The sequence below is a fragment of the Maridesulfovibrio sp. genome (genome assembly GCF_963666665.1).
Classification (GTDB): Bacteria; Desulfobacterota; Desulfovibrionia; order Desulfovibrionales; family Desulfovibrionaceae; genus Maridesulfovibrio.
The window spans coordinates 3,080,895-3,093,328 of sequence record NZ_OY762999.1 but is presented as its reverse complement, the minus strand read 5'-3'; the positions used below and the strand labels follow the sequence as shown (position 1 = coordinate 3,093,328).

Below are 12,434 nucleotides of genomic sequence, written 5' to 3'. Positions count from 1 at the left end.
TCATGCGTAGAAAGAGCAGATTAAAAAGGCCTCTTCGATTGAAGAGGCCTTTTTAATTGTTATTTTGTCCCGTCCTGAAATAGGTTTACACCCAAAGGACCTATTTTATGAAAAAGGAAGAAACTCAAAGAGTAAAGCGTACTCAGCGGGACTACACAATGGGCTTTAAATTGTCCGTTGTGGCATTAGTTGAAAAGGGTGAAATGACCTACAAGCAGGCCCAAAGGGCCTATGGAATCCAAGGTCGCAGCACTGTTTTAAAGTGGCTTCGTAAACATGGCAGCCTTGACTGGAGCAAGCCAATGGTACATCAGAAAAGAATGCCAAAATCCAAAGAGACTCCAGCACAAAAGATTAAGCGTCTTGAAAAAGAGCTTCAGGAAGAGAAGATCAAAACTATGCTTCTCAACGAAATGATTGATATTTCTGACAGAGAACTGGGTACTTCCATAAGAAAAAAACTTACCCCCGAGCTGCACGAGGTCTTCAGGAAACAAAGCAAATAAGTTTATCTGCTTGCTGTAGACAGCTCGGGGTGAGTCGGCAATCGATATATCAGGCTGAAAAACGCCATAAGGTACGGGAAAAACAGTTCCAAGAAGTAAAGAAACTTGTTTTGAGTCTGCGGGCCAGAATGCCTCGGCTGGGAACGCGTAAGCTTTATTTTTTATTGCGTGAGAAATTTGTAGCTCGTGGAATCAAGCTTGGGCGGGATGCTTTTTTCGCATTATTGCGCAGAGAGCATTTACTGATAAAAACAAGAAAAAATTACACAAAAACTACAAATTCAAAGCATTGGCTCAAAAAACATCCTAATTTATTGAAGGAGTTTAAGCCTCAGTATTCAGAAGAAGTCTTTGTTAGTGATATAACTTACGTAAAAACGTTAAATAAAACATACTATCTATCACTAATCACAGACTCTTTTAGCAGAAAAATTGTAGGTCACAATTTGAGTTCTGATCTTAGTGCCGAAGGGACCACTAAAGCTTTAGATATGGCTATCAAAAACCGAAAAACGCGAAACAAAACAATCCACCATTCAGATCGTGGATTGCAGTACGCATCGTCCATTTATCAAAACAAACTCAAGAAAGCCGAAATGGTCCCATCTATGACAGATGGGTATGATTGTTACCAAAATGCGTTAGCTGAACGTATAAATGGAATTTTAAAACAAGAATTTTTGGTGGTTAAATGCACTAGCTTTGATGAGTTAAATTCACTCGTAAAAGAGTCTATTGAAATATATAATTCTGAACGTCCTCATCTTAGTTTGAAAATGAAAACACCGAACCAAATACATAAACAGGGCTGTGGGGGTACCCCCACAGCCCTGTAGTAAACCAATTAACCGTCAATCTATTTTAGGACGGCTCATTTATTTTGTCTTATAAAGTTATTCTTTAGACATCTTTCAGGTCGTCAATGAGTTTTTGCAGGTCTCCAGACAGTCTTGCAAGGTCAGATACTGCGGTCATGGACTGGTGCATGGCCTCTGCTGTTTCCATGGCAATGCGGTTAACTTCCTCTGTTCCGCGGTTGATCTGTTCACTTGCTGCAGACTGCTCTTCACTGGCGGTCGCAATTGCGCGGACCTGATCCGCAGTTGAGTCTACGTTCTCAACAATAGTTTCGAGGCTTTCTCCGGCCTGTCCTGCGTACTCGGTGCTCTTGGCAACCATGTTGGCTGCATTATTCATTTCTTCGATATTTCTGCGTGTTTCAGCCTGAATGGCATGAACAGCATGCTCGACTTCCTGTGTTGCCTGCATGGTTTTTTCCGCCAACTTGCGGACTTCATCGGCAACAACTGCGAAACCGCGTCCGGCTTCACCTGCACGGGCGGCCTCAATTGCAGCGTTCAGCGCCAGAAGGTTTGTCTGGTCGGCGATATCGGTGATCACAGTGATGACCTGTGAGATGCCCTCGGCCTGTTTACCAAGTTCATTCAGGCCGTTAACCATCTTCGAGGAGGCCTTGCTGACGGAGTCAATGGAGGAAACTACATCGGCAACAATCCGACCGCCGTCTTCAGCATTTTTCTTGGCATCAAGGGCACTTTCGGCTGCCTGAGATGCATTCTGGGCCACTTCGAGAACTGAAGCATTCATTTGTTCCATGGCTGTGGCTGATTCAGAGGTACGCTCACGCTGAGTTTCAGAACCTCGTGCAGACTCTTCAATCTGTGAGGAAAGCTCTTCAGAAGCGGAAGTTATCTGTTCAACAATGCCTTCAAGTTCCCTTGCAGCCTGCAGCATACCTTCGGCTTTGGCTCGTTCTGCGGCTTCTTTGGCCAACCTTGCTTCTTCAAGAGCTTGGTTGGCGGCTTCGGTCTGCTGTTCAGCTTCTTTGGACTTTTCTTCGGCAGTAGAAATGAATTTAACAAGATTTTCTACCATGGAGCGCAGAGCGTCGTGCAGGGTCAGCAGTTCGCCGCCGAAAAGACTGCGGTCCATCTTGGTTTCGAAGTCGCCTTCAGCAATTTTCTGGGCGTCTTGAACCATAACGCCGATGGGCTTGGAGATTGAGCGGGCAATGAGCAGAACCACGCCGATGACCAATAAGATCGCCAGCACGGAAATGGTGACGATCAGTTTGAAAAAGCTGTTGGCTTCAGCGTAGATTTTATCTGTGGGGATAGCCAGTCCGATGGACCATGGAGTGGTTGTTCCGCTGATTACAACAGGTTCAAAAACATAGTAATATTCTTTCCCGTCTTTGGGAGATACCAATGTTTTGTGATAAGTCTTTCCGTTTTCAATAGCATTCAGGATGTCATTGCGGTCTGCTTCCGGGAAAGCTTCAGCAATGCTCTTGGTGACAATTTCTTTGTCCGCGCTGGCTACGCAGTAACCTTTGTTAGAGGTAATGAAAGCGTATCCGGTTTCCATAGGATGGATGTCCTTGACCATTTTTTCAAATGATCCGAGCACGAAGTCGATACCGACTACACCAATGAATTTACCGTTTTTGAGAATGGGAACACTTACCGTAGACATAATCTCCGGTACAATCGTGGTTGTATATGGTTCGGTCAGAACGGCTTTTTTGGTGTCGCGGGGAATCATATACCATGCACGAGTGTTGTTGGGATCGTTCTTGTGCATTTCGGCAAGTTTCCATGTTCCGCTGTCGTACCAGCCGTATTGGCCGTACTCACCATTAGGACCGTATCTTTCGTTACCGACAAATTCGGCGTCACGTCCGTCAAGTTCATTGGGCTGCAGAACGATCTGGGTACCGAAGAACATGGGATCAACTTCGGTAATAGTTTTGATGAAATCATCCACCATATCACGGTGAATGTTTTCCTTATATTCGGTCATACTAAGAATGGCCGCAGCGCCGGCCCATGAAGCATCAAGGGCTTTTTCAATAATACCTTTAACTTCATTGCCGTATCTGCCGGCCATTTCTCCTGCAAGATTCTGAGCTTGTTGGATGGATGATTCTCTGGCTTTGCTGACAATAAGACTGGTGAAAGCAACAAAGATGATTATCATCAACGCGCTGATACTGAGCGCAATTTTGGCACCTATCCGCATGTTTTTAAACATATAAACCTCCATCCTTCCAGAACAATGAATAGTTGAGCATTTAGCAGTTGTATTACGCTGCAAGTGTACATGCCCACTCACAGTGTCCAACCCCAATTGTTTCAACAATACAATATTTTAAAAAAGGAAGCTACGCTTAATGCAAAGGGTGACACAAAAATATCTATTCTTAATAATATATAATTGGGGCCATGCGAGGCCCCATATTGACTTTGTTAATTAAGGGAAAACAAGTTCTATGCCGATGGGGCAGTGATCGGATCCCATGACATCCGATTCGATCCACGCATCCTTTACATTGTCCTTCAGCTCTTCAGATACAAAGAAATAATCAATGCGCCACCCGGCGTTATTCTTGCGGGCATTAAAACGGTAGCTCCACCATGAATATTTACCGGGGCTGTCATCAAACATACGGAAGGTGTCCACATACCCATGCTCGATGAACTTATCGATCCATGCCCGTTCAATGGGCAGGAAGCCAGATCTTTCCGAGTTTGCCTTGGGGTTTTTCAGGTCGATTTCCTTGTGCGCAGTGTTAAAATCTCCACCGACTACAATTGGCTTTTTCTTGCGCAGTTCTTCAGCATACTCGAGGAAGCTGTCATAAAATCCCATTTTGTATTCAAGGCGCTCCTCACTCATCTGTCCGTTGGGGTAGTATATATTGAAAAGGTAGAACTGTTCATACTCCATAAGGACAACCCGGCCTTCGCCTTGGTATTTTTCATCCGTAAGACCGAAAGAGTGGGAAAGTACCGGCTGTCGGGTGAAGCAGGCTGTACCGGAATATCCTTTCTTTACTTTGGACCAGTTCCAGAATGATTCATATCCTTCAACTTCACGGTCTTTATCCGGGATTTGATCCGGGTGGGCTTTGGTTTCCTGAACCATGACTACATCGGCATTGCTCTGTTCAAACCATTCGCTAAAATTCTTTTTAATTACAGCACGGTATCCATTAACGTTCCATGAATAAATTTTCATATGTCTATCCTTATTTTAAGCATTCAAAGCAAACCTGACCGAAAGTGATGTCGCTGATATGGATTTTCTTCCAGCCTGCTTTTTCAACCATTAGTTTTAATTCATTGATATTGAAGTCATTAAAGAAACCAGCTCCCCTGCGCTTGCTGGTCTCCCTGCCCGGAAAAAATGGGTGGTAGGTGAAGATGAGCTTATCTGCGTGTTTGAAGGACCAGTCTAAGAATAGCTGTGGTTCGTGGATGAACTCAAACAGATACAGGGCGCAGATGACATCAAAGTTTTGTTCGGGGAAATGGTGCTGGTTGAGGTCGGCAACAATTGTATTGCGGTTGCGGGCCACAATATCCAGAGGAGTATAGGTGCAGCTCTCTGGTATATAATCCCGCAGGAGCATCATGCCGGCTCCGGCGTCAAGTACTGATGAATTTTCGGGAACCAGCTGGCCTGCCATACCTGCCCGCAAGTCCGGTTCTGATCCGAGCATCTCCCAGCGGGACCAGCGGCCGCAGTCGGTTTTCTTTTCCTTGATAAGCTGTTCGGTGAAGCCGATCATGAAATTTTCAGAAACCGGGGGGCGCATACTGGCGGACATGATCGCATGCGCAGTCCAGGGTTGCTCATAAACAGGCAGTGGAGTCAGTGAGTTGTCGATGCTGATTACATTGCAGAGTTCATGGCTGGGGGAGTAGGGGACCAGCGGCCCACCCATATCTTCATGGGGGAAGCGGTATGATTCATAACCCATGTCTCGCAGCAAACTCATAATGGCAGTAAATTCCTTGAGGCCTTTTTCCGAGTTGTGGAAGTGACCTTTTTCCCAGATTATTGCCGCTACCCGGCCTGTTTTTAAGAGCTCAAGTCCGCCCATCAGGGTTGCCAGCTCATGTCCTTCGGTGTCTATTTTCAGGAAAATACGTTCGTTGGAATCCATGAATCCGGCTTGGCGGACAATATTATCTATAGTTTCCAGCCGGACAGTAATCGTTTTTCCCTGACTGCGGTTGCCGGGCTGTGGAATAAGGCTGTGCCCCATGGATGAATTTTGGATCAGTTCGCTCTGTCCGCTCTGAGAAGATGCTGCGCACTGGGCAATTTTAACATTCTGCACACATTCATTAAATTCACACCAGATAGCCAGACGCTTCAGGTTGTCCGGGTGCGGTTCAATGGCCAAAACATGTATCCGGTCCGGGAATTTCTTGGCAGCGGTCAGGGTGTAGAGTCCGAAATGGGCTCCGACATCAATAAACAGGTCTCCCGGCTTAAGGTGGGCGTGCAGAAAGGCCCTTGATGCATACTCAAATCCTCCGCAGCGTGTTTCCCTGAAATTAAGGGAAGCAGTGCCGGGGTCCTGCATTTCCGAGTTTGCCAGCAGCATCTCAAATTCAGGTTCGCCTTGATCATTTTTTATGAAACTGGGAATGATCCGCCATGCACCGCTGTTTTTCTTAAGTTGTTCGAGGATTTCCTGTCTGCTCACGATTCGTCCGATGATAGTTGGTGTTTGTACTATATGAATATTTACCTGAAAGCAGGACATAAAAAAAGCCCGCATAAAGCGGGCTTTAAAAATTGGTAACGGGCTCACCCGTTAGTCGCAGTGACTAGTCCTCCTGGCTGCCAGCCTTGATGAAGGCAATAGCGGCAATAGTCATTGCGAGACCGAAGAAAAACCAGAAAAAGCTCATATCCTTACTCCTCCGTTACGTGCTTATTAAACTGGATATCCCTTCGATAACAAAAAAAAGAACTCTTGAATAGTAAATAAGACCGATTGAATCCGGTTTTTCAGTGGGATAGGGGGCGTGAGGAGGGCTGTTCGGCTTAGACGGAAATGTTCAGCTAAACAGAAATGTTCAGCACTGAACCGGGAGCAGGGGCGGCAAAATAAGTGCCGGACTGCATCTTGTCCATGATTTCCCCTGCTGCAAGGGGGGCAGTCAGGTCAGTGATGCCGGGGTTGGTCTTTTCCGCTTCAGATAAACCTTTATCGAGTCCTTTCTTGATGGAATCAAGACTCTTGCCCTCATCTTCAAGGACCTGCTCAATCAGGCTTTTAATGTTTTTAGCGGTATCTTCTCCGAATTGCTGGCTGACCTGTGCGAAGGTGTTCTGCAGGGTAAGTTGTGCTCCTGTGCCGGGGCTGGCGGCAAAGAAGTGTTCCTGCAGGCCGTTTTCGAAGTAGTCATTCATGGCATTGTTGAGATTGGAGTTGAAATGGTCCATGACCTGATCTCCGGCTGCAAAGCCGAAGTTACGGTCAATAAACTGGATGGATTTCAACAAGCCGTTACTCAGGGAGTCCTCGGTGATCTGGTCTCCTGAGTTGGCGATGACAATGCCTTTAAAAGCGGTGGCGGCTTCATGGCCGAATTTACCTTCGATGAAGTCGGCTGCATTGGCGAGTGCGCCGGCCAGGTCAGAAGGGTCCTTGGGATTCTGTGCGTCTCCCTCGGAGCCCTTCTGGATTTCGCCTGTTTTGTCCGGATTAACGGTCTTTTGAGCGATCAATTCAGCAAACTGGTCAGCAGTATTTACGGGCGAGGCCGGAGTATTCAGGCGCGTCGCTCTAACGCCGGAAGTCCGGCTCCCGCCCAAAAGCGGAGAACCGTTGTCCAGTAAAGCCGGAGCTCCGTAATTATGATTTAGTGCTGATCCGTTTATTATCATGACCATTGTCCTTCCATATGGGTCATATCGACTTACCTTAAGAATTGTTTAGAGCGAAATATAAAAAAATGGTCTTTTAGCGGATGTTTTGTTGACGGCTAAAAGCGCTGTCCGTATCTTTGCTGTCATGAATATTGAAACCATTAAAGAATTTATCCAGTCGCAGAAGATTTTGCTGGGCTGTATTGCCGGGGGGCTGCTTCTCATTGTTGCCGGGTACACCATTTTTACTGTGCAGCAGTCCATGGCGCTAGAAAAAGCCCGCATTGCGGAGCAGAACAGGATTGAGCAGGAACGTATCCTGAAAGAAAAGCAGGATGGGCAGCGAGCAAAGGTCATTGATGCTATGAAAAGGCTTATTGAGACCGGAAACGCTGAAACAGCACTGACTGTCGCCGAGCAGAATAAAGAACTGATGAATGATGAATTGCGAGCAATGATTCATCTTGCCACTGAAAAGGATCTGCTGGATCGGATTGAGCGAACTTCCAAATGGAATTATGCAGATCTGGCTAAGTATTACGGTGAGCTTGCCGGTCTTGATCCGGAAAACAGTAAGTACCGCAAAGAGTTGAAAGGTTATGATAAGAAATTGCGCAAAAAGCTGGAGCGAAAGTTGTATGCTCAGGCGCAGGCTCTTCCGGTTCGTGATTTTAAAGCCAATATGGATATTTATGAGGAATTGATGCAGCTCAATCCCGGAGAGAAGCTCTATAAAAGTAAATACGATAGTTACAGGGAACAATATGAAGCTTTCATGAAAGAGCTGTCCAAGTTCGGGCCTAAGCCTCAGCTTTCAGCAGACCATAAATTCTACCCGGAAGTGAAGACGTACTTAAGTAAGAATTCCATGTATCCTGAGACATTGGAGATGGAGTCTGCTACTGACTGTTATTACACTGACTCCGGCTGGCTGGTGGGCTGTACATATAGTGAAAAAAATGAGGTAGGCACAAAGTTCAGTGAATTTCTTTGGTTTACCATTTCCAATTCCACTGTGCAGAAAGTTGAGCCCGGCGGGGCATATACTGTGAACTAATAATCTTTTCGGTTGTTTTTGGATAATAAAAAACTCCGTCCGGTTTCCGGGCGGAGTTTTTTATTGCCTTGAGGCAATGCTTTTTTGTGTGATTTTTAATCTTCCAGATCTTTGATCCAGCCTTCAAGGGCGTCGATGATCTTGCGAGCCTGATCCGGGCTGGAGATGTTGAATTTAGACTGCGGGCGGTATTCGCCATTCATCTTGCGGAAACGGCGGATGGTGTACATGTCTTTGCCGTATTCGCCGCTTTTGCGGTCCAGCTGCTTGTAACGGAACATGATGGTGGTCCATGCGCCTTTGGTTAGTACTTCTTTATCCAATTCCTTGACGATTACCTGACCGTCTTCTTCGTAATTTATAGTCAAATCTTCGATTGTTTCGCTCATGCTATCTCCTTGAGGGTTTGATCTCTAATATCCGGAATCTGCCGCAAATGTCTTTGGTTGTCAAAGGCGAATGTCTGCTTTGCCTTTTGTATAATTAAGTATGTCATGGGAAAGCATAAAGTATTGCAGTGATTGTCCGATCAGGTGTCGTGTTTTTATGTTCAGTCTAATCACCAAAAGAGAAAAAATGATGAAATTGATTCGTGCGGGCATCATGTCCGCAGTAATGGTTGTTATGATGTGCGGTGGGGTATTTGCGCAGGGGACTTTTGTTCCGCAGGGGAGTGCGATTGTTCCGGGAGTTGAGTCGGGGTTTATTAGTTCAAAGAGTAATTGGGCTACTTATATGGCATTAACAAATATAACAAATGATGTCGTTGTATGCCGTGTGTTAGTTTATGATCAAAATGGGAATGACGTCACTTATCACACTAAAGTCATGACAGGGTCTACCTCTAGTGGCTGGGTTGTAATTGCATCCGGCTCATCAGATTTTGAAATTCCAGCCCACTCAACTCGTAAGTTTGTACTGCAGACTCTCGGAAGCAAAGAGGTTATTATAGGTCACGCGACTATTCAGTGGAGTTCTAATGATCCCCTGCCTCATAATGCTTTAATTGGTGCTGCTAGAACTGCTGGGTACGTAGATAGTAAAATATTTGCCACCAATATACCGATCAACAACGGTCAGCCCTTCTAAATCAAACAAACCGGCCCGCATACGCGGGCCTTTTAATTTAATAGCTATTCAATATTCAAATACTGCGTAAAATCAGCATGCAGCATCCTCTGCAATTCATCCATATTATCCGCATCAACTTCAGCAAAGATAAAGGCGAAAACCGGATATTCGCGGTAATCAATCTCTCTTAATTCAAGCGGCTTGGAAAAGTTAGCCTTGAATCCTTCATAGTCCACGGATTTGATTTTCGAGCGGTCCACAGCTGAATCAATTTCTCCGATGACCATGCCATAAACTTTGCCATCGCAGCAGCCGGAGATATTGCTCCAATCCGGTTTAAGTCCGCCCATGAAATATTCATAGGGATTGATGCCGTATGCAAAGTGAGCCAGATCGGTAACGCACCAGCCTGCAAAACGCATGGGGTTGACCTCAATGACTCCTATATTGCCGCGTCCATCCGTCCGTAATTCAATGTGTATGGGGAAATTATTCAGCTCTGCCCGTTTGCCGATCTCCTGCAGCAGGTTCAGGAATTCATCATGATGCTTGTTGATGATTTCAGTGGAGGTGATGTAACAGCGGTCACTGACATCATCGCTGGATGCAAAAAGGTGTCCGAGAATATTGATGATTACCGGATTGCCTTCAGCATCAAAGTAGGCATCAACAGCAAATTCTTCGCCTTCAATGCATTGCTCGATGATGAAGTTGTCGAGCTCCAGCACCTTGGCCGGATACATGGTTTTGATCTGCTCTACTTCATTCTTGATGGCTTCTACAGCCTGTTGCCAACCCTCAATTGATTCCACCATGTGCACTCCGAGACTGAAAAAGCCTACACAGGGCTTTATTACACAGGGAATGGGCAGGTCATCTGCTTTCACTGAATCAAGTTCTTCAAATTTCACCGTGCGGTAAAAGAAATCAGGATACATATCCCTGACCAGATCGCGGAAGGCACCCTTGTCTTTGAATAAGCGTATTTTTTGGGGCAGGTCGCCGCTGTTCAGATTGTTGTCGATCCAGTCGATGGCGTTTTCTGAGTTTGAATAGACAGGCTGGTTGCGGTCCTGATTGTATGCTTCAATAAATTCTTTTTGGGTGCTGAATGAAATTGAGCGGTCCTTAAAAACTTCGCGGGCGACTTTATTTTCAAGTACGGGCATGCCGATCTTGCCCAGAGTATCTTTTAATAAATCTGATACGTATGGTTTTTCCAGAATGAACATTGTGCTTTCCTTTTAGGACTGTGTTTCAGCAGGATTAATAAAGAGATTATCCGCCAAGCACAATAGGTTCTGTTGGATAGTATGAAAAGATACAGAAAGCTGAAAAGAAGTGATGTCAGAATAAAGGGAGGAAGAAAAGGAGCAGGCCCGATTGCATTTTGTTTCCAAGGTGCCGGGGTTTACAGTTCGTGTGAACCGCACATGATTGAAACAATTTCTGCATTGGTCCGTATGCTTCATTACGGGCTTTCACCGTAATCGGGCCTGCGCGGGGAAAATTCTGAGGGGGAGATTTTCCCCCTCGGTAAATACTTTGTCCATTCGACTCTGAGTTTGCAGCTCCACCTGCGTGCCTTTGGCCGAACGTCTACAGGCTAAACGGATCAGACATTTGCCAATCCATGACCTCTGTTATGCAAAATGATCCGTATGCCTGCGACAAAACATTTGTACATCCGGCCTGCGGTTTGCAGCTCGCAGGCCGGATGGAACATTAATATTTACATGGCAGCCTTGTAGATAGCTGCAACTGCTTCGTCCGTCATACATCTGGGGTTGGTGAGGCCACAGGCGTCTTTCTGGGCGTTGGCAGTCATGGTCGGGATATCTTTTTCGTCGACCTTCTTGCCGTATTTCTTGCCGAGTTCTTTCAGGCCGGCGGGGATACCAACGTCAGCGGAGAGCTGGCGGATTGCATCAAGAGCTGCATCAGCTGCGTCGCGCTCGTCCATGCCGCTGGTATCAACGCCGAGCCATTCAGCGAGAATAGCGAAACGTTCTACATTTGCGATCAGGTTGTGCTGTTCAACGTGGGGCAGCAGGATGGCGTTACATTCGCCGTGGGGCAGGTCATAGAAACCACCGAGCTGGTGAGCCATTGCGTGTACGTGGCCAAGAGATGCGTTGTTGAAGGCCATGCCACCGAGATACTGAGCGTAGCACATGCCTTCGCGGGCATCGATGTCCTGACCGTTAGCAACTGCACGGCGCAGGTATTTGTGGATCAGGCGGATTGATTTTTCAGCACAAGCGTCAGTGATAGGAGTCGCGATGGTGGAAACCCATGCTTCAACGGAGTGGGTCAGTGCATCCATACCGGTTGCTGCGGTCAGTGCCGGAGGCATGCCCATCATCAGCAGGGGATCGTCAAGTGCGATACCGGGGGTAACGCGCCAGTCAACGATGGCCATTTTAACTTTACGTGAAGTATCGGTGATGATGCAGAAGCGGGTCATTTCAGAAGCAGTACCAGCGGTGGTGTTAACTGCTACATAAGGAGGCATCGGGTTGGTCGATTTGTCCACGCCTTCGTAATCGTGAATGGTTCCGCCATTGGAAACAACAAGGCCTACGCCTTTACCGCAGTCATGAGAGCTACCGCCACCGAGGGTGATCAGGGAGTCACATTTGTTGTCCTTGTAAGCCTTTACGCCGTCTGCAACGTTTTTGTCTGTGGGGTTGGGAATGGTGTCATCATAGACTACGCAGTCCATGCCTTCAGCTTTAAGAATGTCAACGATCTGCTGGGTGATACCTACGCCGGTGATACCCTTGTCAGTTACGAGCAGGGGCTTCTTGCCGCCGAGAGCTTTGATGCGCGCGGGGATTTCTTTGTGTGCGCCAATACCGATAAGGGTTACGCTGGGAATGAAAAAACCGTTTACTTGTTCACGTACTGCCATTTTGAGACCATCCTTGTAGCTTTATAGGTTTTTGAAGGTTGGGCCTGTCGTGTACTTATTAACGCTTTCTATAGGGCAAGACGTGTGCCAAAGTTGCTTGTTGTGTTATTTCAGTTGTTTGTCAAAATTGATGGATTTTTGTGATGAATCATTTCAGATCTATCTTTATGTCTAATATTGATAAAACTAATGT

General features: G+C 46.3%; 10 protein-coding genes. 3 read left to right on the top strand and 7 right to left on the bottom strand.

Going from position 1 to position 12,434, the window contains the following annotated elements; all coding sequences use genetic code 11:
• Positions 1-107: 107 nt before the first annotated feature.
• Positions 108-1,342, top strand: a protein-coding gene (locus ACKU40_RS14170) for an IS3 family transposase (protein WP_320173021.1) whose coding sequence is annotated in 2 segments (ribosomal slippage) — positions 108-462 and positions 462-1,342 — 1,236 coding nt in all. Because the reading frame shifts where the segments join, the coding sequence is not laid out codon by codon here.
• Positions 1,343-1,406: 64 nt separating this feature from the next.
• Here ACKU40_RS14170 and ACKU40_RS14165 read toward each other — a convergent pair.
• The 4 genes from ACKU40_RS14165 to ACKU40_RS14150 form a co-directional block, all read right to left on the bottom strand.
• The gene (locus tag ACKU40_RS14165) at positions 1,407-3,560 is read right to left on the bottom strand and encodes a methyl-accepting chemotaxis protein (protein WP_320173448.1); all 2,154 of its coding nucleotides are present in this window, start codon (positions 3,558-3,560) and stop codon (positions 1,407-1,409) included.
• Positions 3,561-3,779: 219 nt separating this feature from the next.
• On the bottom strand, positions 3,780-4,547 hold the full coding sequence (locus tag ACKU40_RS14160) for an exodeoxyribonuclease III (protein ID WP_320173447.1): 768 nt from the start codon (positions 4,545-4,547) through the stop codon (positions 3,780-3,782).
• Between the two features lie 10 nt (positions 4,548-4,557).
• Positions 4,558-6,027 (bottom strand): class I SAM-dependent methyltransferase, encoded by a 1,470-nt coding sequence (locus ACKU40_RS14155; RefSeq protein ID WP_320173446.1) that lies wholly within the window; start codon positions 6,025-6,027, stop codon positions 4,558-4,560.
• A 362-nt stretch (positions 6,028-6,389) separates the two neighbouring features.
• Positions 6,390-7,217: a hypothetical protein gene (locus ACKU40_RS14150; protein WP_320173445.1), complete on the bottom strand. Its 828-nt coding sequence runs from the start codon at positions 7,215-7,217 to the stop codon at positions 6,390-6,392.
• A gap of 91 nt (positions 7,218-7,308) precedes the next feature.
• Between ACKU40_RS14150 and ACKU40_RS14145 the strand changes: the two genes are divergently transcribed.
• Positions 7,309-8,256 (top strand): hypothetical protein, encoded by a 948-nt coding sequence (locus ACKU40_RS14145; RefSeq protein ID WP_320173444.1) that lies wholly within the window; start codon positions 7,309-7,311, stop codon positions 8,254-8,256.
• Positions 8,257-8,351: 95 nt separating this feature from the next.
• Here ACKU40_RS14145 and ACKU40_RS14140 read toward each other — a convergent pair whose 3' ends face one another.
• Positions 8,352-8,645, bottom strand: a complete 294-nt coding sequence (locus ACKU40_RS14140; protein ID WP_320173443.1) for a hypothetical protein — start codon at positions 8,643-8,645, stop codon at positions 8,352-8,354.
• A gap of 187 nt (positions 8,646-8,832) precedes the next feature.
• Between ACKU40_RS14140 and ACKU40_RS14135 the strand changes: the two genes are divergently transcribed.
• The gene (locus ACKU40_RS14135; protein WP_320173442.1) at positions 8,833-9,345 is read left to right on the top strand and encodes a hypothetical protein; all 513 of its coding nucleotides are present in this window, start codon (positions 8,833-8,835) and stop codon (positions 9,343-9,345) included.
• Between the two features lie 44 nt (positions 9,346-9,389).
• Here ACKU40_RS14135 and ACKU40_RS14130 read toward each other — a convergent pair whose 3' ends face one another.
• Entirely contained in the window at positions 9,390-10,559 is a 1,170-nt protein-coding gene (locus ACKU40_RS14130; RefSeq protein WP_320173441.1) for an ATP-grasp domain-containing protein, read from the bottom strand.
• A gap of 500 nt (positions 10,560-11,059) precedes the next feature.
• Positions 11,060-12,241, bottom strand: coding sequence for an iron-containing alcohol dehydrogenase (locus tag ACKU40_RS14125; protein ID WP_320173440.1), 1,182 nt, complete (start codon positions 12,239-12,241; stop codon positions 11,060-11,062).
• Positions 12,242-12,434: the final 193 nt, after the last annotated feature.